We start from the raw sequence: 21,894 nt of genomic DNA, 5'->3' as shown, positions 1-21,894 counted from the left end.
CTACGCGCGGCTGTACCGCGTCGTCACGCCGAAGGTCGTGTCGCGGATCTGGACGAAGGCCAGCTGCGCCAGCTCACCGGCCAGCTCGCCGTGGAGGTGCCGGGCGACAAGCTCGAACGTCGGCCGGAACGCGAACAGCTCCGTCCACGGCCGAGCCTCCAGCGCGGCACACCGGCGGCGCAGGGCGAGGGCAGCCGCGTCCGTGTCGAAGAACCAGCCACGCTCGGTCAGCTGCTCCTCCTCGAACGCCACGCCCGCCGTCACCACAAGCTCCACCCCCGCACCGGGCGACAGCCACCGTTGCGTGAGCACCCGCGTGCGCAGCCCCTGCACCGCCCGGAAACGGTGCTCCACCTCGACGAGAAAGCTCATCGCCCTCCTATCTGGTCCGCGGGGTGGTGCGGCTCTGGCTTGCGGGATGGTGCGGCTCTGGCTTGCGGGTTGGTGCGGCTCTGGCTTGCGGGGTGGTGCGGCTGTCTGGCCTGCGGGGTGGTGCGGCTATCTGGCCCGCGGGTTGGCGCGGCGCGTCGGTTCGGCAGTGGTCGGGTCCTCGGGCCACGGATGGCGCGGATAGCGGCCGCGCATCTCGGCGCGCACCTGCGGATAGCCCTGCACCCAGAACGACGCCAGATCACGCGTGACAGCGACGGGCCGGTTGGCGGGGGAGAGCAGATGCAGCAGGACCGGAACCCGCCCGTCGGCCAGCCGCGGCGCGTCCCGCCAGCCGAACGCCTCCTGCACCTTGACGGCCAGCACCGGCGACTCGGGATCGGAGTAGTCGACCCGCACCCGCGACCCGCTCGGCACCGGAAGCCGCTCGGGCGCCACCTCGTCCAGGCGGCCCGCCACCGACCAGGGCATCAGCCGCCGCAGACCCGCTGCCACATCCACCTTGGCGAGATCGGCCCGGCGCCGGGCAGTCCCCAGATCGAGCCAGTCGCCGGCGCGTGCGAGAAGCGCCTCGTCGGACACGTCGGGCCACGGCTCACCCAGCGCCGCACGGGCGAAGGCCAGCCTCTCCCGCAGCTCGACCGCCGCGCGGCTCCACGAGAGCAGGCTGAGCCCTTCGCGGCGCAGCCCCTCGACGAGCGCCGCCCGCACCAGCCGCGGATCGGGATCGGCCAGCCGCTTCTCGGCCAGCACGATCGCGCCGAGCCGCCGAACCTCGCGGGCCACCACATCGCCGTCCACCCAGCCGATCTCGACCGCCTCGGCGGCCAGCGTGCCCGCCACCTCGACCGCCGTGCCCTCATCGAGCGGCGCGGCCGACCGCACCCGCGCCGTCCGCGCCCCGGCCGCCCGATCGGCCGCCGCGACCGCCAGCCACGACACCCCGGCAAGCCCGCTGCCCTGCCCCAGCTCGGCGGCGGTCCCGCCGGCCATCAGGTAGGCCCGTCCACCCGCCTCCCGCACCCGCGCCACCCGCTCCGGATAGGCCAGCCCCACCACCAGCCCCGCAGCAAGATCGTCAGGTAGCCCCCTGGCACCCCCACCGCCCGCAACCACCCGCGCGCCCCGCGGCCTGTCAGCCGCCTCGCCGTGGCGGTGATGGCCGGTGTCGGGGCTTGCGTCGCCCATGACCGCCCGTGCGTTCGGCGGCTTGTCAGCGTCCTCGCCATGGCGAGGATGGCCGGCATCGCGACTTCCGGCGCCCCGTGGGCTCGGCGGCTTGTCAGCGGCCTCGGCGCGGCGATGATGGCCGACGTCGGGGCTTGCGTCGCCCGTAACCGCCCGTGCGCTTGGCGGTCCGTCGGTGGCCCCAGCGGGGCGATGATGGCCGGCATCGCGACTTCCGGCGCCCCGTGCGCTCGGGGGCCTGTCGGCGGCCTCGGCGCTTCCGCCGCCTGCCGCTCCCAGCCCGCCGGCCGCTGCCAGCCCGCCGGCCGCTGCCAGCCCGCCGGCCGCTGCCAGCCCGCCGGCCGCTCCCAGCCCGCCGGCCGCTCCCGGCCCGCCGGCCGCCTGCTCATGGCGGTGATCGCCGCCGGCCGTCGCCTGGTCTTCGGGGCGATCGTGAGCATGGGGCGCGGCTCCGTCGCCCGCCGGCTGCTCATCACGCCCATCGCTCACCTCCGACATGCCGCTTGTCTCGCGACTGTCCCAACCGTCGGGTGCGGGAAGGGACGCCGCCGCGTCGGTGATGTCGGGGATGGTGTCGTCGGAGGGGTTGCGGGTGAGGGCGGCCGTGAGCCGGCGGACCTCGTTGCGCCACGCCGGGTCGGCGGATCTGCGGGCGCGGCGCCACGCGGCGACCAGGTCGTCAGTGGCGGCGCGGTCGTCGTCGAGCAGGGCGACGATCTCGGCGGCTCGGCGCGGACCGACCAGGGCAGCGCCGTCGAGCAGGGCGCGGGCCAGGCGGGGATGCAGACCGGCGTCGGCCAGGGCGCGGCCGCGCGGCGTGATGCGGCCCTCGGCGTCCACGGCTCCCAGGTCGTGCAGGGTGGCGGTGGCCGATCGCAGCGCGCCCGCGGGCGGCATGTCGGGCAGGGACAGGCCCTCGCCGCCGGGATGGCCCCACAGCGCCAGGTCGAGCGCGAAGCCCGTCAGGTCGGCGGCGGCGATCTCGGGCTCGGGCTGCGCGGGCAGCCGGTCGTGCTGTGCCTCGCTCCAGCAGCGGTAGACCCGGCCGGGCGCCTCACGGCCGGCACGGCCGGCGCGCTGCGCCGCGGCGGCCCGCGAGACCGGGACCGTCGCCAGGGCGCCCAGCCCGCGGGCGTGATCCATGCGCGGCACCCGGCTCAGCCCGGCGTCGACCACGACCCGCACGCCGGGCACCGTCAGGCTGCTCTCGGCCACCGCGGTCGCCAGCACCACCCTGCGGCGCGGGCCGGCCCGCAGCGCCGCGTCCTGCACCGCGCCGGGCTGGCGCCCGTGCAGCGCGATCACGTCGGCCCCGGCCGAGGACAGCCGGCCGGCGACCGCGTCGATCTCGCGGGCGCCGGGCAGGAAGACGAGCACGTCTCCCGGGAACTCCGCCAGCGCCCGGTGGGTCGTCGCCGCCACGTGGTCGAGCAGGCGCGGATCGACTCGCAGGCCCAACGGCGGCGTGATCGGGCCGGCCGGCGGCGTCCAGCGCACCTCGACCGGGAACAGCGGCGACTCGGCGGCGACCACCGGGGCCTCGCCGAGCACCTCGGCGAGCCGCTCCGCGTCGGCGGTGGCCGAGGTGGCCAGCAACGCCAGGTCGGGGCGCAGGGCCGCGCGCACCTCGATCAGGAAGGCGAGCGCCAGATCGGTGTCGAGGTGGCGCTCGTGGCACTCGTCGAGGATCACCGCCGCCGTGCCGGCGAGCTCGGGGTCACGCTGGAGGCGGCGCACCAGCACACCCGTGGTGACCACCTCCACCTCCGTACGGCTGGAGACCTGTCTGTCGCCACGCACCGTGTAACCCACCCGGCCGCCGGGGCGCTCGCCCACGAGCGCGGCCATGCGGCGCGCCGCGGCCCGGGCCGCCAACCGGCGGGGCTCGGCGACCACGACACGTCCGCCACCCCCGGCCAGGGCGAGCGGCACCAGGGTCGTCTTGCCCGTGCCGGGCGGGGCCACCAGCACCGCCGCGCCGGCACCCGCCAGCGCCTCCCGCACCCGGGGCAGCACCGGGCGGATCGGAAGGTCGGGCAGGGCGTCGTCGGCGATCAGCACCCGACCATCCTCGCCCACGGGTACGACACTTTTCCGTGCCGCCTCGCGCTCGTCTCGAAACTGTCGCACCCCTCTGGCAAGGTGTCCTGAACCGGGTTCGGAGGGCGAAGCCGACCCGGGCCTGCTTGACTGATCGACTGGAGGAGGGGGTGCCCGATGGACGCGGTCGAGGTGTTCAACTCGCTGCCCGCCGTACGCCTCGGTGCAGACCTCAAAGCGTGTTGCGCCGCACCCACCTGGGGCGCGACGGTGCTCGCGCACCGCCCCTACCGCGACCGTGCCGCGATCCTGGCCGCCGCCGATCAGGCCTCCCGGGCCCTGAGCTGGGAGGGCGTGCTCACCAGCCTCGCCGCCCATCCGCGCATCGGCGAGCGCGCGGCCGGCGACTCGCGCGAGGCCGTCTGGTCGCGCAGCGAGCAGTCCGCCGCCGCCGAGACGTCCGGCAAGGCCGAGTTGATCGAGGTCAACAAGGCGTATGAGGAGAAGTTCGGTCACGTGTTCCTGATCTTCGCGAGCGGCCGCGGTCAGCAGGAGATCGTCGCCGCGGCCCGGGAACGGCTCGGCAACGATCCCGAGACCGAGCGCGCGATCGTCAGCGACGAGCTGCGCAAGATCGCGCGGCTGCGCCTGGAAAGGCTGCTCGATGCCCTCGCGTGACGGCACGGAGCCCGAGTTCCACGCCAAGATCTCGACGCACATCCTCGACACGGTGAGCGGCGAGCCGGCGCGCGACGTCTACGTGCGCCTCGAGCGGCGCGACTCCGACGGCTGGCAGCAGCTCGCCGACGGGCGCACCGACGACGACGGCCGGCTGCGTTTCCGCGTGCCGATGCACGAGTGGCAGGCCGGCGGCTACCGCCTCTTCTTCTACGTCGAGCCCTACCTGGGCGACGACTGCTTCTTCCCCGAGGTCACGGTCGCCTTCCACGTCCGTGACCCGGAGCGGCCCTACCACGTGCCGCTGCTGCTCAGCCGCTACGGCTACACCACCTATCGAGGGAGCTGACGGGCGTGTCGATCGTGCTCGGCGAGAACCGTTACGGCAAGGCGGAGACGCGGCTGGTCCGCGTGGTGCGCGACGGCGAGACCCATGCGCTGGTCGACTTCACGGTCGGCGTCTCGCTCTCCGGCGACCTGGCGGCGACGCACCTGACCGGCGACAACTCCGGCGTGCTGCCCACCGACACGATGAAGAACACGGTGTACGCGTTCGCGAAGGAGCACGGTGCCGGCGAGCCCGAGGAGTTCGCGCTGCTGCTGGCCCGCCACTTCGTCGAGTCGCAGCCCCAGGTGCGTGCGGCTCGGGTGAGCGTCGAGTCGTCCGGCTGGGCGAGGCTCGGCCCCCACTCGTTCCGCAAGAACGGCGACTACACGCGTACGGCCGTGGTGTGGGTGACCGTGGAGCAGACGCAGGTGGTCTCCGGCGTGACCGGGCTGACCCTGCTCAACACCACCGCCTCGGAGTTCCACGGCTTCCCGCGCGACAAATACACGACCCTGCCCGAGACCGGCGACCGCATCCTCGCCACCGCCGTCGACGCCCGCTGGCGCCACCTCGGCGACGACGCCACCTGGGCCGAGTCCTTCGAGGGCGTGCTCGGCGCGCTGGTCAAGGGCTTCGTCGACACCTACAGCCACTCGCTGCAGCAGACGCTGTTCGCGATGGGCAGCCACGCGCTGCGCGCGAGGGAGGAGGTCGCCGAGATCCGCCTCGCGCTGCCGAACAAGCACCACTACCTGGTCGACCTGTCGCCGTTCGGGCTCACCAACGACAACGAGGTCTTCGTGGCCGGCGACCGGCCGTACGGATTGATCGAGGGCACCGTGACCCGCGACGACGTGCCCGAGGCCCTGACGGGGTGGTATCAGTGATCCTGATCGAGAACGTCGCGGTCGCCACGGTCGACGACGCCGACACCTACTACGGCGACGGTCACGTGGTGGTCGGCGACGACGGCCGGATCGTCGCGGTCGGCCCCGGCCACGCCGGCCGACACCAGGGCACGCTGCGGCGCATCGACGGCACCGGCTGCCTGATCACCCCCGGGCTGGTCAACACCCATCACCACCTCTACCAGTGGGCGACCCGCGGGCTCGCGCTCGACGAGACGCTGTTCGGCTGGCTGACCACGCTCTACCCGATCTGGGGCCGGCTCGACGCCGAGATCGTCGGGGCGGCGGCCGGCGCCGGGCTCGGCTGGCTGGCGCTGTCCGGGTGCACCACCTCGATGGACCACCACTACGTCTTCCCGCGTGACGGCGGCGACGTGCTCGAGGCCGAGATCGAGGCGGCGCGCCGCCTGGGAGTGCGCTTCCACCCGACCCGCGGCTCGATGGACCTCAGCCGCAAGGACGGCGGCCTGCCGCCCGACAACGTCGTGGAGCGGACGGACGAGGCGCTCGCCGCCACCGAGAAGGCGATCGACCGCTGGCACGACCCGTCGCCCGACGCGATGCTCCAGATCGCCGTGGCGCCGTGCTCGCCGTTCTCGGTCACCGAGCGCCTGATGAGCGAGGCGGCCACGCTGGCCCGCCGCAAGGGCGTCCGGCTGCACACCCATCTGGCCGAGACCGACGACGAGGAGGACTTCTGCCGGGAGCGCTTCGGCTGCACCCCGGTGCAATACGCGGAACGCCTCGGCTGGCTCGGCGACGACGTCTGGCTGGCCCACGGCGTCCACCTCGACGACGACGCGATCGCGAAGCTCGGCGCCACCGGCACGGGCGTGGCCCACTGCCCGAGCTCCAACGCCCGCCTCGGCGCCGGCGCGGCCCGCGTCCGCGACATGCTCGACCGCGGCGTCCCGGTCGGCCTGGGCGTCGACGGCTCGGCCTCGCAGGAGGCGGCCCATCTGGGCGAGGAGCTGAGGCAGGCGCTCTACACGGCCCGCCTCCGCGGCGGCCCCGGCGCCCTCAAGGCCCGTGAGGCGCTGCGCCTGGGCACGATGGGCGGCGCCCGGTGCCTGGGCCGCCAGGACGATCTCGGCTCCGTCGAGCGGGGCAAGCTGGCCGACCTCGTCATGTGGCGCCTCGACGGCCTCGGCCACGAGGGCATCGACGACAAGCTGGCCGCGCTGGTCTTCGGCCCGCCGGCCCCGGTCGAGCTCTCCCTGGTCGGCGGCCGCCCCGTCGTCGAACGTGGCGAGCTCGTCCACGCCGACAGCGAGACCCTGACCCGCGAGGCCCGGCGAGCCCACCGCCGCCTCATGAAAGCGGCCCGCTGACGTCGCGAGGCCCCGGGCTCCCGAGGCCCCGGGCTCCCGAGGCCCCGGGCTCCCGAGGCCCCGCGCTCCCGAGGCCCCGCGCTTCCGAGGCCCCGCGCTCGCGAGGCCCCGCGCCCGTCCCCGCCGCGCGCCACCCGGCTCGCCGCCACCACCCCACCCCGCCCGCGCGGTCGCGCTGTGTGGTCGGCGCCGTGCCCAACGCATTTAAGGAAGACTTAAGGCAGTTCGCCGATAAAAGCGTTATCCAGAATGGATATCGCGGCCACCTGCGGCGCCGGAAAAGGCAATTCTCAAGTCTTTCTCCGTGGATTGAAATAAGCCTCTGGCCTCTGCATACTCCCTGGTGAAACGGCCCCCCACACGATCACCTGGAACGGCAGAACGAGAAATGCGGACTGACTCCCAGCACGTCGCACCGCCCCATCCGCGCACCCGGCGCCGCGTGACCCGCACCGTCCTCGGTGCGGCCGTCGTCGTGGCACTCGGGGGCAGCGGTGTCTACATCGCGACCGCCAACGCGGCCGAGACCGTCGTCCCCGGCCGCCTCCAGGCCGAGGCCTTCTCGGCGCAGTCCGGCGCCCAGACCGAGAACACCGGCGACAAGGACGGCGGCAAGAACGTCGGCTGGCTCAAGAACAGCGACTGGCTCCGCTACGACAACGTCACCATCGGCTCGACGATCACCGCGCGCATCGCGTCCGACAACGCCGCGGGTGGCTCGATCGACCTGCGCCTCGGCTCGAACACCGGCGCGCTGCTCGCCTCGATCCCGGTCGAGAAGACCGGCGGCTGGCAGAAGTGGGTCACCAAGACCGTCACCGTGAAGCCGCCCGCCGGCAAGCAGAACCTCGTCGCGGTCATGAAGAGCAAGCAGTCCGCCGACTTCGTGAACATCAACTGGTTCACCCTCGGCGCGGCGGCCCCAAGCCCGGCAAATCCGACATCAACCCCGGCGACGAGCGCCCCGGCCACCACGCCCACCTCGTCGCCGGCCGGCACCACGCCGCCGGCCACCGGCGCCGGCTGGGTGACCATGGACCAGGCCAAGTGGCAGGCCCAGCTCGCCGCCTTCAACGCGATGACCCCCAAACCGATCACCAACAATCCGGTACGGGTGTCCGAGTTCAACGCCTCCTGCACGGTCAGCCACGCGAAGGCCGACGATCCGATCGTGCTGCCCGGCCTGCCCGGCGGCTCGCACATGCACTCGTTCCTCGGCAACGACTCCACCGACGCGTACACCACCACGGAGACGCTGCTCAAGAACGCCGGCTCCAGCTGCAAGCCGCTCCAGGACCGGTCCGCGTACTGGATCCCGACCCTCTACGAGAACGGCAAGGCGATCGAGCCGCACGGCGTCACCGTCTACTACGGCTCGCGCCTGCCCGACCCGACCAAGACCGTCCCGTTCCCGCAGGGCTTCCGGATGATCGTCGGGGACGCGAAGCGCCAGGTCGACACCCCCAAGGGCGCCCCCGGCCAGTTCTGGTGCGCCGGTGCCGGCGGCGAGGTCGGCCGCAGCGCCGACGGCAACTGGCCGGTCTGCGCCAAGACCGCCGAGCTCACCTTCCAGCTGACCTTCCCCGACTGCTGGGACGGCGTGCACCTGGACAGCCCGGACCACAAGTCGCACGTCGGCCCGGCCGACGGCTCCGGCAAGTGCAGCGGCAGGTTCCCGGTGGCGATCCCGTCGCTGTCGTTCGTGATCGGCTACCCGACCTCGGGCACCAGCGCCGGCTTCAAGCTCTCCTCGGGCAACGCCAGCTCGATGCACGGCGACGCCTTCTTCGCCTGGGACGACGCCGCCCTCGGCCACCGCGTCAAGGACTGCATCGTGCAGAAGGCCAAGTGCAACACCGACGGCAATTTCTGACATAACCGGCGGACAAAAGGGGCTGTGGACAACCGGGCACAGCCCCTTTTTCTCCACTAACGTACGGAGGAAGCCAGCACCGAGAGGAGCCGTCGACGATGACCGAGATCCTGTCCGACGAGGCCGTGGCGTTCGTCGCCGATCTGAACAGACGTTTCCGTCCTCGCCGCAACGAGCTCCTCGAGGCGCGCCGGCAGCGCCATGCCGAGATCGCCGCCGGCAAGAGCCTAGGCTTCCTCGCCGAGACCGCCGACATCCGGGCCGCCGAGTGGAGCGCCCCGCCGGCGCCCCGAGATCTCCAGGACCGCCGCGTCGAGATCACCGGCCCCACCGAGCGCAAGATGACCATCAACGCGCTCAATTCCGGTGCCAAGGTCTGGCTCGCCGACCTCGAGGACGCGAACACGCCACACTGGCACAACGTCGTCGACGGCCAGCAGAACCTCTACGACGCGATCCGGCGCACCATCACGCTCGAGACGCCCGCCAAGACGTACGAGCTCGGCGGCGGCCCCTATCCCACGATCGTCATGCGCCCCCGCGGCTGGCATCTCGACGAGCGCCATCTGCCGGTCGACGGCGAGCCCGCGGTCGGCGCGCTGGTCGACTTCGGCCTCTACTTCTTCCACAACGCCAAGGAGCTGCTCGATCGCGGCAGCGGCCCCTACTTCTATCTGCCCAAGATGGAGTCGCACCGCGAGGCCGCCCTCTGGAACGACGTCTTCACCTACGCGCAGGAGGCGCTGGGCATCCCCGTCGGCACCATCCGCGCCACCGTCCTGATCGAGACCATCCCGGCCGCGTTCGAGATGGAGGAGATCCTCCACGCGTTGCGCCCGCACATCTCCGGGCTCAACGCCGGCCGCTGGGACTACCTGTTCAGCATCATCAAATACTTCCGCGACAACCCGTCGATGATTCTGCCCGACCGCGCCTCGGTGACGATGACCGCGCCGTTCATGCGCGCCTACACCGAGCTGCTGGTGAGCACCTGCCATCGCCGTGGTGCCTTCGCCATGGGCGGCATGGCCGCCTTCATCCCGAGCCGCCGCGACCCCGAGGTCAACGAGGTGGCGCTGGCCAAGGTGCGCGAGGACAAGGAGCGCGAGGCCGGCGACGGCTTCGACGGCTCGTGGGTCGCCCACCCCGACCTGGTTCCCGTCTGCCAGGAGATCTTCGACGGCGTCCTGCGCGACCAGCCCAACCAGCTCGCCCGGCAGCGTCCCGAGGTGCGGGTCACCGCCGAGCAGTTGCTCGACGTGGCGAGCACCCCCGGCGAGGTCACCGAGGCCGGCCTGCGCTCCAACGTCTCGGTCGCTCTGCAATACCTGGAGGCCTGGCTGCGCGGCAACGGCGCGGTCGCCATCAACAACCTCATGGAGGACGCGGCCACCGCCGAGATCTCGCGATCCCAGGTGTGGCAGTGGATCCACAACGGCGTGCGCCTGCCGGACGGCACCGAGATCACCGCCGACCTCGTGGGCCGGATCGAGGACGAGGAGCTGGCGCAGATCCGCGAGACGATCGGCGACGAGGCGTGGACCGGCAGCCGCTTCGACGACGCCCGCAAGCTCTTCGAGCGGGTGGCGCTCGCCGACGACTTCGCCGACTTCCTGACCACCGCCGCCTACGACTCGATCGACTGATGGCTCTCACCAGCGACGACTACGCCGACCTCGACGCACGCCTCACCGAGCACGACGCCTACCTCAAGAGCCGCTATCCGGGGGAGCGGCCGGGCCGCCAGCCGGTGCACACCGTCTACGTGCCCGCCGACCGGCTCGACGGCTTCCGCGACTGGGGCGCGGCCGCCCTCCGCGCCATGGACGAGTTCGCCTTTCCCTGGGAGGAGGAGCAGATCCGCCGCAAGCTGGCGGAGGAGCCCATCGAGGACCTGCGCGTCGATTTCGAGGACGGTTACGGCGTCCGCGACGACGAGCAGGAGGACGCTGCCGTCCGCCGTGCCGCCCGGATCCTGCGCGACGGCCCGCTGCCGCCCTTCCTGGGCCTCCGCATCAAGTCGCTGGAGGCGCCGACCCGGCATCGCGCGATCAGGACGCTCGACCTCTTCCTCGACTCCTATCAGGACACGGGCTTCGTGGTCACTCTGCCCAAGGTCAGCGGCCCCGCCCAGGTCACCGCCATGGTCGCCCTGCTGGACAAGCTCGGCGCCCCGATCGGCTTCGAGATCCAGGTGGAACTGCCCAGCGCCATCCTCTCCGCCGACGGCGTCGCCACGGTCGCCCAGCTGATCACCGCGGCCGAGGGGCGCTGCACCGGTCTGCACTACGGCACCTACGACTACAGCGCCGCCGCCGGGGTGGCCGCCGCCTACCAGGCGATGGACCATCCCGCGGCCGACTACGCCAAGGCCGTCATGCAGGTGGCCGCCGCGCAGACCGGCGTCCGCCTCTCCGACGGCTCGACCAACATCCTCCCGGTCGGTTCGCGCGACGACGTCCACGGCGCGTGGCAGCTGCATCACCGGCTCGTGCGCCGCTCGCTCGAACGAGGCTTCTACCAGGGCTGGGACCTGCATCCCGCCCAGCTGCCCACCCGCTACGCCGCCACCTACTCCTTCTTCCGCGACGGCCGCGACGCCGCGGAGACCCGCCTGCGCCGCTACGTCGACCGCCAGGAGAGCGGCATCGCCGACGAGCCGGCCACGGCACGCGCCCTGGCCGCCTATCTCCTGCGCGGCCTCGACTGCGGCGCCCTCACCGGCGCCGGATTCTCCCGACGGGAGTTGATGACCTTCCTCTAACGTGATCGACGAGCCTCGTTCAGGAGGACGATCCATGCTGGCCGGATGAAGAAACTCGCTCTGATCCTCGGCGCGACGCTGGCCCTGGTCACCGCCGGCGCCGGCGCGGCCGCCCAGGCCGCACCCGCCCGCGGCGACGCGCAGACCGCGCCGACCCGCGGCGACGCGCAGACCGCGCCGGCCGGCAGCGACGCGCAGACCGCGCCGACCCGGGACGCGCACGCCCGGACCGACAGCGCGCTCGCCAAGGACCTGGCGGCCGTGACCCGGTCCACCGCGTGGGCGCAGCTGTCCGCGTTGAAGCTGGACTTCCCGACCTTCCACCCCGAGGGCCTGGTCGTCACGAAGGACCGCTTCTACCTCAGCTCCGTCGAGATCATCGAACCCACGGTCAAGTACCCCGAGCCGGTCGACGGCTACGACCGCACCCCCGGCAAGGGCGTCGGCCACCTCTTCGTCATCGACCGCGCCGGCAGGCTCATCAAGGATGTGATCCTCGGCCACGACATCGTCTACCACCCCGGCGGCATCGACATCGCCGGCAACGACATCCTGGTGCCCGTCGCGCAGTACCGTCCCACCAGCTCCGCCGACATCTACAAGGTCGACGCGCGCACGCTGAAGGTCACCCGGCTCTTCACCGTCCGCGACCACATCGGCGGCATCGTCTACGACCCCACCACCGGCCGCTACGTCGGCAACAACTGGGGCTCGCGCAAGTTCTACGAGTGGACGCGCGCCGGCCGGCAGCTCACCACCTGGCTCAACCCGACCAACCTGATCGACTTCCAGGACTGCCAATACGTCCCCGCCGGCAAGATGGCCTGCGCCGGCGTCACCGGGCTCCCGCAGGCGCCGGGCGCCACCGGCAGCTACGAGCTCGGCGGCATCACGCTGATCGACCTGCACCGCCGCACGATCATCAACGAGTTCCCGTTCCAGCAGTGGTCCGCCGCCGGGCACGTGCTCACCCGCAACCCCGTCAAGCTCGCCGCGACCGGCTCGACGATCACCATGTGGGCCGCGCCCGACAACGGCGAAGAGGCCGCCGGCACGCAGATCTACACCCTCCAAGCCACGATCTCTTAGAGGTACGCGCGCGGGGGGCGGGCCACGCGCACAGCCGCGAACCCGCCTCTCGGCGCGATCCGGCTGCCACTTGGGGCCGCAGCGCGCCTTTCGCGCCACTGCCACGTCCCGCTAAGGTGCCCATCGATGATCGACATGGTCGCGGTTCCCGCGGAGAAAACCACCCGCCGCCGGGCCGCGCTCGGCGTGTGGCTCGCCCTCACCGTCGCCGCCCTGTTCGCCGCCGCCGGCGCCCGGCTCGGCTGGACCGCCGCCGCCGACCTGCCGAGCGGCCAGCAGATGGGCGCGATCGCCGACACCGTGCTGCCCGGCGCCGCGTGGTCCGAGACCCGCCGGCACGAGGACGTCGCGGGCTCGCCGGACAGCTCGCCCGACGGGCTCGTCTGGGGCTACGGCGACTACGGCGCCGGCTCGGTCACCGCCGAGCTCACCGGCGGCCCCGGCGATCTCGCCGTCGTGGCGACGCGTCTCGAGGCCGCCGGCTGGCGTGTCGGCGAGCCGGACGACCTGGAGCTCACCGCGGCCCGCGACCACTGGCGCCTCTCCGTCGACCGGGACGGCGTCATCGACGTCGAACGCTCCGAGCCCTGGCTCGCCACGGTCCTGTCGGTGCTCTTCGCCGTCGCCGGTGTGCTCCTCGGCTGGCGGATCCGGCGCTGGATCGGCGCGCTCGGACTCGTCTTCGTCACCCCGTACACGCTGATCGTGGCCTGGTATTTGATCTTCAACGCCGCCGCCCGGTTCGGCACCGCGCAGTTCGCCCTGCTCTGGGAACCGCTCATGACGACCGAGTTCCGCCTGCTCACGCTGGTCGGCCTCGGCCTGCTCGCCGTCTCGCCGCTGTGGCGCGGCGCGCGTCGCTGATCTGGGCGGTAAGGGCAGGCTTCCCGGCGCGGCGCCGGGTCGATCCGCTACCTTGCTCACATGCGTACGCCGATCAATGTCTCCACATGGGACGGACCGGCGCACCGTGACCCCGCGATCCTGATCCACGGCACCTTCACGTGGGCGGCGCACGCCTTCGAGCGGCAACGCCCCCTGGCACGCACCCGCCGCATCCTGCTACCCGACCGCCGCGGCTTCGGCGACAGCCCCGACCTCGGCAGCGCCCCCACCGACGGCGACCCCGCCGGCCGCGGACACCATCGCGGCGGTGGCGGTGTCACCAGCGACTACGAGGTCGACGCCGAGGACATCGTCGCGCTGATGGGCTCCGGCGCTCACCTGGTCGGCCACTCGTACGGCGGAACGGTCGCGATGCTCGCGGCCGCCGCCCGCCCCGGCCTGGTCCGCTCGCTGACCTTGATCGAGCCGTGCGCGCACCAACTGGCCGCCGGCGAGCCCGTCGTGGCCGCCGCCATCGAGGACGGCCGCCGGTTCATGGCCGGAGCCCGCCGAGGAACCCCCGAGGAGTACGTTGCAACCGCGTATCGTGACGCGCCCACGCCCGAGCCGGCAGACCGTCTGCTCCGCGCGGCGCGGACGGCGCTGGGCGAGCGTCCTTGCTGGCTTGCCGAGCTGGCCGTCACTCCGCTTGCGCAGGCCGCCTTCCCGAAACTGGTGATCGTCGGCGGGTGGGAGCGGGTCCCGCCCGGCTTCCGCCCCGGCATGGCCGCCGTGATGCGGGCCGTGGCCTCGACCGTCGCCGACAAGATCGGCGCCCGCCTCGTGCGTGTCACCGGCGCCGCCCACGACCCCCACCGCGACCAGCCCGCCACCGTCAACGCCCTCCTCGAAGCGCTGTGGTCCACCGAGCAGGAGACCCCATGCCCGTCACCGGCCGCCTGATCGGCGACAGCCTGCGCCCCGGCGCCGAGTTCGCCCCGCCCGGCACCCGCATCGTCCGCGTCTTCCGCCAGGACCAGGAGAACACGCAGGCCGCCGCCCAGCCCGCCGCCTGGACCGTCATCGACTTCGAGTCCGACGACGCCGGCGCCCTGGCCGACGCGCTCTCGGCCTGCCTGAATCCCGAGGGCGGCTGGTACGCCGACTTCAGCGACGGCGAGGATCACGTGGTCGTCTTCGCCGGCAAGATCTTCCGCTACGGCCCCGGCGACACCGAGACCCACGAGGCCGCCAAGTCCTACGGCCGCTCCGTCGGCGTCCCCGAACACCAGCTCGACTGGGACGGTTGACCCTCGGCCTCAGTGGACGTGCGCGCGCCGATGGTGCGACAGCGCCAGGTGGTGCTCGTCGCCGGGATGCGTCGCCGGGTCCACGTGCACCGTGGCCGTCGTCAGGTGCGGGATCCGGTGGGTCAGCTGGTGTTCCGCGTCGGCCGCGATCTCATGGGCGGCGATCAGCGACAGGTGCGCCGGGACGACCACCGTCGCCTCGGCGTGCAGCCTGTGGCCGATCCAGCGCAGCCGCAGCGCCGGCACGCCGTCGATGCCCGGGATCTCGCGCAGGGCCCCTTCCGCTTCGTCGACGATCGCCGGGTCGACCCGGTCCATCAGCCGGCGGTAGATCTCCTTCGCCGCGTCCACCAGCACCAGCGTGATCGCCACCGCGATGGCGAGCCCCACCACCGGATCGGCCCACGGCAGCCCCAGCCACGACCCGGCCGCCGCCGCGACCACCGCCAGCGACGCGAAGCCGTCCGTCCGCGCGTGCAGCCCGTCGGCGACCAGCGCGGCCGAGCCGATCCGCCGTCCGACCGTGATCCGGTAGCGCGCCACCACCTCGTTGCCCGCGAACCCGATCAGCCCCGCCGCCAGCACCCACCCCGCGTGCGCCATCGGCCGCGGATCGAGCAGCCGGTCGATCGCCGTCCACCCCGCCGCCACCGCCGACGCCGCGATGACCAGCACGATCACCACGCCGGCCAGATCCTCGGCCCGGCCGAACCCGTACGTGTACGCCCGGGTCGCCGCCCGCCGGCCGAGCAGGAACGCGATCCCCAGCGGTACGGCAGTGAGCGCGTCCGCCACGTTGTGCAGCGTGTCTCCGAGCAAGGCCACCGAACCGGACACCGCGAAAACGGCGGCCTGGAGCCCCGCCGTCGCCCCCAGGATTACCAGCGAGATCCACAGCGCTCGAAGCCCTTCCCGCGACGCTTCGAGTGCCGAGTCGACCCGCGCCGCGCTGTCGTGCGAATGCGGCGTCACGGCATGCCGGATGCGCCCCCACAGGCGCGACCCACCGTGATCGTGACTGTGCGTGTGGTGAGTGCCGTCGGCGTGCTCGTGATGCGCCGTTCCCGGGTTCCCCATGCCCCGACCATAGCGGCCAGACTAGGCATGCGACAACGCGGCAGATGCCAACGAGCTGCAAGAACACCGCCGTTGCACGCCGCCGGCCGTGCCGGGTTGCGCCCGTCGACGATCATGACTCCGGGCACAGTTCGGCGCCCCGGTGGGCATCCGGCCCACGACAGCCGTCGTACTTACTGATAGTCAACTTCGACGGGGGCGTAGACATGCGGTTCAGCAGGGCAGTCCGAACGGTGGCCACGAGCGCGTTGCTGGCGGTCGCCGCCGGGTGCAGCGCGGCCGGCGGTTCCTCGTCGGCCCCCGCGAGCCCGAGCCCGTCGTACGAGGCACCGCCCGTCACCACCCCGTCCACCGCCGCGCCGGCCACCGACACGCGCCAGGCCGCTCTGGCCGCCCTCCCGCCGGCCCTCCGCAACCGCATCCCGCAGTTCCCGCCGGCCCCCGCACCCACCAAGGTCACGCTCCCCGCGGGCAACGCCGCCGGGTGGTTCAGCCGCGTCCCCACCGACCAGAAGATCGCCTTCATCACCATCGACGACGGCTGGGTCAAGCACCCCCAGGCCCTGCGGCTGCTCCAGGCCGCCAACGTGCCGACCACCCTCTTCCTCGAGGTCAACGCCATCAAGGACAACCCCGCCTACTTCAAGGCCCTGGAGTCCGCCGGCGCCACGATCGAGGACCACACGATCAGCCACCCCAACCTCAAGGGCAAGTCGTACGCCTTCCAGAAGAGCGAGATCTGCGGCGGCGCCGACCGCCTCGCCGCCTACTACGGCCGCCGCCCCGTCCTGTTCCGCCCGCCCGGCGGCACCCACGACGCCACCACGCTGCGCGTGGTAAAGGACTGTGGCATGAAGGCCGCCTTCTACTGGAAGGAGACCACCGACCACGGCGTCGTCTTCTACCAGGAGGGCAAGACCGTCAAGCCCGGCGACATCATCCTGATGCACTTCCGCCCCCGCTTCCCCGACGACTTCCTGGCCGTCCTCAACGCCATCCACAAGGCGGGACTGACCCCCGCCCGCTTGGAGGACTACATCCCCTGACGGCCGCGCGGAGCCGACGTCGGCGCAGGCCGTCAGAGCAGGCCGTCAGAGCAGGCCGCGTTGCTGGGCCCGCACCACGGCCTCCCGCCGCCGGGCCGCGCCGAGCTTGCGATAGATGGATCGCATGTGGGTCTTGACCGTGTTGACCGAGATGAACAGGTCGCCGGCGATCTCCGAGGTGGTCAGCACGGTCGGCAGGTAGCGCAGCACGTCGCGCTCCCGGTCGCTGAGGGTCTCCTCCTGGGCGGCGGCCTCCGCGGCGCCGGACGTCACCGCCGGCGCATCCGCCTGCTGCGGCGGGCGCCCGGCGGGCAGATGATCGAGGACGGTGCCGGTGTTCGACTCGATCGTCCGCAACCACCGCTCCAGGACCGGCGCGTCCAGCGACACCGGCGCCCGCTCCCGGGCCTGGCGCAGCGTGGCTCGCGCCGCGTCCGGTTCCCCGGCGGCCAGCAGCAACTTCGCCCGGACGAGCACCGCGAGCCGGGCCGGAACGGCGGCGAGCTCCTCGCCGCCGGCGTGCAGGCCGAGACGCAGGGACTCCCGCGCGTCGACGGGCCGGCCCTCGTCGAGCTGCACCAGCGCCCGGGTGAGCAACGACATCGAAGCCTGTGACGAGGTGGCGAAGCCGTGCTCGTGGGCGAGATCGATCGCGGCCTGGACGAAGCCGCGGGCTTCGGCCGGCGATCCCCGCAGGTAGGACAGCAGTGCCAGATGCGACAGGGCGTTGACCTCGATGACCGGGGCGTCGACTCGGCGGGCGGCCGCGGCCGCCGCCCACAGGTACCGGTCGGCGTCGTCCGAGTGACCGGTCCAGAGCAGACCCGCGCCCTTCTCGTTCAGCGCGACCGCCCGGTAGTGCGGCAGCGAGGGAAGCTGGTCGGCCCGGAACTCCCTCAGCTCCTCCAGCAGGTGCGAACACGCCTCGACCAGCTCGGGCATCCGGCCGTTGCGCCAGAGGAAGATGCCGGCCTCCATCAGCCGCAACGTGACGCCGGTGGCGTCCGCGACCCCGGCGAGCTCATCGGCGAGCGAACGGGTCAGGCGCAGCATGACGGCGGCCCCGGGCCGGTCGCCATCGTCGTACCGGACCACCGCGCCGCACAGGGCGAGCTCGGGGGATTCCGCGTGCCGGCCGGCCGGGATCAGCCGGAGCAGGTCGACGAACTCGCCCCGCTCGCCGGACAGGATGCGGACCATGGCGTGGTCCACGGCGAGCCGGCCGAGATACCGCCACTCCTCGGCCGCCACCGCGTGGCGCATCGCCTCCGTCACGAGCCGCTCGCGCTCGTACCACCGGGCGGCCATCAGGTGCAGGTGCGCCTCCGCGCCGGGCTGCTCGACGGCGAGCTGATGGCGCAGCGCAGCGCGCAGCAGGGGGTGGTAGCGGTACCAGCCGGGCCGCTCCTCGATCCGGGTCACGAACGCGTCGGCGTCGTTCAGCCGCTCCAGGGTCGCCAGGCCGTTCCGCTCGCCCGTGAGGGCGTCGGCCAGCGGACCGCAGACCGTCTCCGCGATGCTCGTCCGCACGAGGAACCGTTGCGTCTCCGGAGGCAGGGCGCCGACCGTCTCGCGCAACAGGTAGTCGCGGACTTCCCGGCCGTCTCCGGCCGCCGTGGCGCGGGCCAGCAGGCGCAGGCCGACCGCCCAGCCCTCGGTGCGGGTGATCAGCCTCGCCAGCTCGCCCCGCGGGAGCCGCCGCAGCTCGGGCAACTCGGCCGCCTCGCCGGCGCAAAACGCCAGATGCCGGGCGCGAATCTCGCTCAGCTCGCCGGCGGCCCGCAGCCGGTGCAGGGGCAGGAGCGGCTCGCCCCGGCCGACCAGCACCAGGCGCAGCGCCGGTGGCGGATCGTGCAGCAGCCGGGCCAGGCCGTCGAGCACCGCGGCGCTGACCAACTCGTGGTGGTTGTCCAGGACCAGCACCAGAGGCTTGGGCAGCAGATCCAGCGCCGACGCCAGCCGCCGGCCGAGATCCTCACCCGTGCCGTCGCCGCGGATGACCGCGCCGCCGGCGCGCACGGCGGTCAGGAGATCCGCCCAGAAAACGCGGGGATCGTTGTGCCCGGCGCCGAGCGTCACCCAGCCCACCGGTTGCGACGCCTCCCGCTGCCTCACCCACGAGGCGACCAGCGTGCTCTTGCCCCACCCGGCGCCGGCGCGGATCACCGTCACCGGACCCCGCACGCCCGCGTCCATCAGGTCGGCAAGCCTGGTCCGCTCGACGGGTGAGCGCCGCGCCGGCGGGCGGGCGAATCGTTCCGGGAGGGCCCTGCCGTCCTGCCGTCCGGCCATTGTCGACGATGGCGAAATACCGCTGCTGTTCTCCACGAGAAACGCCTTCCCGTCGGCGCCGGTAAACGGCCGGGGCCCGTTCGGCATGCGTGCGGGCGGTGACGAAACGTCATCGCCATTCGCACTTCCCCGGCCCCCGCCGTTGACAGCCCAACACAGCACGCGGGCAGGCGCAACACGGCACAAGCGGTGATCTCCATTAATAAGCGAGAGTGGCCCGCGCGGGGCCAGGGAAACGACCGGGAATGAAACAATTGACCGATACGCCGATCGGACACAAGTGGACGAAATTGTTGCGCCGAGGTAAAGCAATGCGATGCCCGCGCGCCACCGCATGGGGCGCCGTGGAATCACCACATCACGTTTCGGCCCGCGCTACCTCACCCGGGCGTGATGATGCGCAACGTGAGGAATTACCCACCGTTGGTCCCGGGGAAGGCCACTAGTCTCACCCCATGGTGGATCTGGTGCTGCGATCTCGGCGGGTTGTCACGGCGCACGGCGAGCGCCCGGCGGCGGTGGCCGTCGAGGGCGGCCGGATCGTCGGGGTCGACGATTACGACCACCTTCACGACGCTCGCATCGACACCGATCTGGGTGAGACGGCATTGTTGCCGGGGCTGGTCGACACCCATGTGCATGTCAACGAGCCCGGCCGCACCGACTGGGAGGGCTTCGCCTCGGCCACGCGGGCGGCCGCCGCCGGCGGGGTCACCGTCATCGTCGACATGCCGTTGAACAGCCTCCCCCCGACGGTCGACGCGGAGGCGCTGGCGGTCAAGCAGGAGGCGGCCCGCGGTCAGACCCACATCGACGTCGGATTCTGGGGCGGCAAGATTCCCGGAAACACCGCCGATCTGTCCGGCCTGCACGCGCGCGGGGTCTTCGGTTTCAAGGCATTTCTCGCCGATTCCGGCGTTCCCGAGTTTCCGCCGGTCACCGGCGCAGAACTCACGGCGGCGATGAAGAGTGTCGATGCTCTATTCGTCGTGCACGCCGAGGATCCCGAGCATTTGCAGCCGTTCGGAGGATCGGCCCGATACGGCGATTTCCTGGCGTCGCGGCCCGCGGAGGCGGAGCACGCCGCGGTGGCCACCGCCATCGCGGCGGCGCGCGAGAGCGGCGGGCGCGTGCACATTTTGCACCTTTCGGCGGCCGGCGCCCTTCCGCTGATCGCGGCGGCAAAAGCAGAGGGCGTACGCGTCACGGCCGAAACCTGCCCGCATTACCTGACCCTGGACGCGGGGGAGATCGCCGACGGGGCCACCGAATTCAAATGCTGCCCGCCGATCCGGGACGCCGCGAACGCCGGCCGGCTGTGGCAGGCCCTCGCGGACGGGCTGATCACCTGCGTGGTGAGCGATCACTCCCCGTGCACGCCGGAGCTGAAGCGGCGTGACACCGGCGACTTCGCGGCTGCCTGGGGCGGCATCGCGTCGGTGCAGCTCGGGCTCCCGGTGATCTGGACGGCGGCGCGGGCCCGGGGCTATACGCTCGGTGATGTCACGGAGTGGATGGCGCGGCGGCCGGCCGACCTGGTGGGGCTGCCCGGCAAGGGGCGGATCATGGTGGGTGCGGACGCGGACCTGGTGGCCTTCGACGCCGACGAGACCTTCGTCGTCGAGCCGCGCAGGCTGCACCACAAAAACCCCGTGACGCCGTACGCGGGAAAGAAGTTGCAGGGTGTGGTCCGCACGACGTGGCTGCGCGGGCACGCGGTCACCGGATCGGCCCCGGCCGGCATGTTCCTCACCCGGGAGGGCGCCTGATGGACGCGTTCGCCGCGCTTCCCGATCTGGCCTCGCGGGCGTTCGGCGGTGGCGTCGTCCACGCGAACGACGAGTTCTTCGCGGCCGCCGACCATCTGGTGACTGCCGAACCGCCGGTCCACTCGCCGCGGACCTTCGGCCACAAGGGGCAGGTGTACGACGGGTGGGAGACCCGCAGGCGCCGGGAGCCCGGGTCCGACGTGGCGATCGTCCGGCTGGGGGCACCGGGGGTGATTCGCGGTGTCGACGTCGACACCGCCTTCTTCACGGGCAACTTTCCCCCGTACGCGTCCATCGATGGTCTGTCCGTGCGGGGATATCCGAGCGCCGCGGACCTGGTGGCGGCGGAATGGGTTCCGCTGGTGCCGAAGTCGCCGCTCAACGGGGACAGCCGCAACCTTTTCGCGGTGGCGGACGAGCGCCGCTTCACCCACGTACGGCTGACGATTCACCCCGACGGCGGGGTGGCCCGGCTGCGCGTGCACGGCGTCGTGGTGCCCGATCCGGCGCTGCTGCCCGACGTTTTCGACGTGGCGGCCGCCGCGCACGGGGCGGCGGTCACCGAATGCAGCGACATGTTCTACGGGCACCCGGAAAAGATGCTGATGCCGGGCCTCGCGCAGCACATGGGCGACGGGTGGGAGACGTCGCGGCGCCGCGACGACGGCAACGACTGGGTGGTCGTACGGCTCGCCGCACCGGCCCTGATCTCGCTCGCCGACCTCGACACGACGCACTTCAAGGGCAACGCGCCGGGCTGGGCCGCGCTGTCCGGCCGGTCGGGCGACTCGGACTGGTTCGAGATCCTGCCGCGGGTGGCGCTGACGCCGGACACCCCGCACCGCTTCCGGGTCGATCCGGGGCGCGAGGCCACCCACGTGCGCCTCGACATCTTCCCGGACGGCGGCATGGCCCGGCTGCGCCTGCACGGACGAGCCAGGCCCGGCTTCCTCGACGAGCAGTTCCGCCGGCGATCGTCCTGACGG

The 21,894-nt window shown here is 72.6% G+C and carries 17 protein-coding genes and 1 pseudogene; 14 read left to right on the top strand and 4 right to left on the bottom strand.

Annotated features, from left to right (window positions below):
- Together Ade02nite_RS22500 and Ade02nite_RS22495 are read right to left on the bottom strand one after the other, a co-directional pair.
- Positions 1 to 372 (bottom strand): hypothetical protein, encoded by a 372-nt coding sequence (locus tag Ade02nite_RS22500; protein ID WP_203766918.1) that lies wholly within the window; start codon positions 370 to 372, stop codon positions 1 to 3.
- A gap of 126 nt (positions 373 to 498) precedes the next feature.
- Positions 499 to 3,639 (bottom strand): ATP-dependent helicase C-terminal domain-containing protein, encoded by a 3,141-nt coding sequence (locus tag Ade02nite_RS22495; protein WP_438870993.1) that lies wholly within the window; start codon positions 3,637 to 3,639, stop codon positions 499 to 501.
- A gap of 156 nt (positions 3,640 to 3,795) precedes the next feature.
- On the opposite strand from Ade02nite_RS22495, the gene uraD reads away from it, so the two are divergent.
- The 11 genes and pseudogenes from uraD (at position 3,796) to Ade02nite_RS22440 (ending at position 14,724) form a co-directional block, all read left to right on the top strand.
- Positions 3,796 to 4,296, top strand: a complete 501-nt coding sequence (uraD, locus tag Ade02nite_RS22490) for a 2-oxo-4-hydroxy-4-carboxy-5-ureidoimidazoline decarboxylase (RefSeq protein WP_203766916.1) — start codon at positions 3,796 to 3,798, stop codon at positions 4,294 to 4,296.
- The gene (gene uraH, locus Ade02nite_RS22485) at positions 4,283 to 4,645 is read left to right on the top strand and encodes a hydroxyisourate hydrolase (RefSeq protein ID WP_203766907.1); all 363 of its coding nucleotides are present in this window, start codon (positions 4,283 to 4,285) and stop codon (positions 4,643 to 4,645) included. Before uraD ends, uraH begins: the two co-directional genes overlap by 14 nt.
- A 5-nt stretch (positions 4,646 to 4,650) precedes the next feature.
- Positions 4,651 to 5,511 carry a factor-independent urate hydroxylase gene (gene pucL / locus Ade02nite_RS22480; protein WP_203766900.1) on the top strand — a complete coding sequence of 287 codons (861 nt, stop codon included), beginning with the start codon at positions 4,651 to 4,653 and terminating at the stop codon, positions 5,509 to 5,511.
- Positions 5,508 to 6,863, top strand: a complete 1,356-nt coding sequence (locus Ade02nite_RS22475) for an 8-oxoguanine deaminase (protein ID WP_203766897.1) — start codon at positions 5,508 to 5,510, stop codon at positions 6,861 to 6,863. The genes pucL and Ade02nite_RS22475 overlap by 4 nt, the downstream gene beginning before the upstream one ends.
- 388 nt (positions 6,864 to 7,251) lie before the next feature.
- Positions 7,252 to 8,736 carry a DUF1996 domain-containing protein gene (locus Ade02nite_RS22470; RefSeq protein WP_203766895.1) on the top strand — a complete coding sequence of 495 codons (1,485 nt, stop codon included), beginning with the start codon at positions 7,252 to 7,254 and terminating at the stop codon, positions 8,734 to 8,736.
- Between the two features lie 95 nt (positions 8,737 to 8,831).
- A pseudogene (gene aceB, locus Ade02nite_RS22465) lies at positions 8,832 to 10,382 on the top strand (malate synthase A); the annotation flags it as partial.
- Positions 10,382 to 11,500 (top strand): DUF6986 family protein, encoded by a 1,119-nt coding sequence (locus Ade02nite_RS22460; protein ID WP_203766892.1) that lies wholly within the window; start codon positions 10,382 to 10,384, stop codon positions 11,498 to 11,500. The pseudogene aceB and the gene Ade02nite_RS22460, both read left to right, overlap by 1 nt.
- A 45-nt stretch (positions 11,501 to 11,545) precedes the next feature.
- Complete coding sequence (locus Ade02nite_RS22455; RefSeq protein ID WP_203766889.1) at positions 11,546 to 12,589, top strand: DUF6454 family protein; 1,044 nt, start codon at positions 11,546 to 11,548, stop codon at positions 12,587 to 12,589.
- A gap of 126 nt (positions 12,590 to 12,715) precedes the next feature.
- Positions 12,716 to 13,453, top strand: coding sequence for a hypothetical protein (locus Ade02nite_RS22450; RefSeq protein ID WP_203766887.1), 738 nt, complete (start codon positions 12,716 to 12,718; stop codon positions 13,451 to 13,453).
- Between the two features lie 60 nt (positions 13,454 to 13,513).
- Positions 13,514 to 14,377, top strand: a complete 864-nt coding sequence (locus Ade02nite_RS22445) for an alpha/beta fold hydrolase (RefSeq protein ID WP_203766885.1) — start codon at positions 13,514 to 13,516, stop codon at positions 14,375 to 14,377.
- Positions 14,356 to 14,724 carry a hypothetical protein gene (locus tag Ade02nite_RS22440; protein ID WP_203766883.1) on the top strand — a complete coding sequence of 123 codons (369 nt, stop codon included), beginning with the start codon at positions 14,356 to 14,358 and terminating at the stop codon, positions 14,722 to 14,724. The genes Ade02nite_RS22445 and Ade02nite_RS22440 overlap by 22 nt, the downstream gene beginning before the upstream one ends.
- Positions 14,725 to 14,733: 9 nt before the next feature.
- On the opposite strand, the gene Ade02nite_RS22435 is transcribed toward Ade02nite_RS22440, so the two are convergent.
- On the bottom strand, positions 14,734 to 15,801 hold the full coding sequence (locus Ade02nite_RS22435; RefSeq protein WP_203766881.1) for a cation diffusion facilitator family transporter: 1,068 nt from the start codon (positions 15,799 to 15,801) through the stop codon (positions 14,734 to 14,736).
- A gap of 233 nt (positions 15,802 to 16,034) precedes the next feature.
- Here Ade02nite_RS22435 and Ade02nite_RS22430 point away from each other — a divergent pair, with 233 nt between their 5' ends.
- The gene (locus Ade02nite_RS22430; RefSeq protein WP_239168964.1) at positions 16,035 to 16,847 is read left to right on the top strand and encodes a polysaccharide deacetylase family protein; all 813 of its coding nucleotides are present in this window, start codon (positions 16,035 to 16,037) and stop codon (positions 16,845 to 16,847) included.
- Between the two features lie 45 nt (positions 16,848 to 16,892).
- On the opposite strand, the gene Ade02nite_RS22425 is transcribed toward Ade02nite_RS22430, so the two are convergent.
- A complete protein-coding gene (locus tag Ade02nite_RS22425) occupies positions 16,893 to 19,139 on the bottom strand; it encodes a winged helix-turn-helix domain-containing protein (protein ID WP_203766865.1) in 2,247 nt (748 codons plus the stop codon).
- Positions 19,140 to 19,594: 455 nt separating this feature from the next.
- Between Ade02nite_RS22425 and allB the strand changes: the two genes are divergently transcribed.
- The gene (allB, locus tag Ade02nite_RS22420; protein ID WP_203766863.1) at positions 19,595 to 20,908 is read left to right on the top strand and encodes an allantoinase AllB; all 1,314 of its coding nucleotides are present in this window, start codon (positions 19,595 to 19,597) and stop codon (positions 20,906 to 20,908) included.
- Complete coding sequence (alc, locus tag Ade02nite_RS22415; RefSeq protein WP_203766861.1) at positions 20,908 to 21,891, top strand: allantoicase; 984 nt, start codon at positions 20,908 to 20,910, stop codon at positions 21,889 to 21,891. Before allB ends, alc begins: the two co-directional genes overlap by 1 nt.
- Positions 21,892 to 21,894: the final 3 nt, after the last annotated feature.

This window comes from Paractinoplanes deccanensis (genome assembly GCF_016862115.1).
Classification (GTDB): domain Bacteria; phylum Actinomycetota; class Actinomycetes; order Mycobacteriales; family Micromonosporaceae; genus Actinoplanes; species Actinoplanes deccanensis.
The sequence above is the reverse complement of the archived record's forward strand: the minus strand, read 5'-3'. Positions and strand labels throughout refer to the sequence as shown.

Excerpts from the sequence above, each read along its gene's own strand:
- Ade02nite_RS22435 (WP_203766881.1), bottom strand. The coding sequence starts at position 15,801 with ATGGGGAACCCGGGAACGGCGCATCACGAGCACGCCGACGGCACTCAC.
- uraH (WP_203766907.1), top strand. The coding sequence starts at position 4,283 with ATGCCCTCGCGTGACGGCACGGAGCCCGAGTTCCACGCCAAGATCTCG.
- allB (WP_203766863.1), top strand. The coding sequence starts at position 19,595 with ATGGTGGATCTGGTGCTGCGATCTCGGCGGGTTGTCACGGCGCACGGC.
- Ade02nite_RS22470 (WP_203766895.1), top strand. The coding sequence starts at position 7,252 with ATGCGGACTGACTCCCAGCACGTCGCACCGCCCCATCCGCGCACCCGG.
- alc (WP_203766861.1), top strand. The coding sequence starts at position 20,908 with ATGGACGCGTTCGCCGCGCTTCCCGATCTGGCCTCGCGGGCGTTCGGC.
- Ade02nite_RS22440 (WP_203766883.1), top strand. The coding sequence starts at position 14,356 with ATGCCCGTCACCGGCCGCCTGATCGGCGACAGCCTGCGCCCCGGCGCC.
- uraD (WP_203766916.1), top strand. The coding sequence starts at position 3,796 with ATGGACGCGGTCGAGGTGTTCAACTCGCTGCCCGCCGTACGCCTCGGT.
- Ade02nite_RS22425 (WP_203766865.1), bottom strand. The coding sequence starts at position 19,139 with ATGGCCGGACGGCAGGACGGCAGGGCCCTCCCGGAACGATTCGCCCGC.
- Ade02nite_RS22445 (WP_203766885.1), top strand. The coding sequence starts at position 13,514 with ATGCGTACGCCGATCAATGTCTCCACATGGGACGGACCGGCGCACCGT.
- Ade02nite_RS22500 (WP_203766918.1), bottom strand. The coding sequence starts at position 372 with ATGAGCTTTCTCGTCGAGGTGGAGCACCGTTTCCGGGCGGTGCAGGGG.
- Ade02nite_RS22455 (WP_203766889.1), top strand. The coding sequence starts at position 11,546 with ATGAAGAAACTCGCTCTGATCCTCGGCGCGACGCTGGCCCTGGTCACC.
- Ade02nite_RS22460 (WP_203766892.1), top strand. The coding sequence starts at position 10,382 with ATGGCTCTCACCAGCGACGACTACGCCGACCTCGACGCACGCCTCACC.
- Ade02nite_RS22450 (WP_203766887.1), top strand. The coding sequence starts at position 12,716 with ATGATCGACATGGTCGCGGTTCCCGCGGAGAAAACCACCCGCCGCCGG.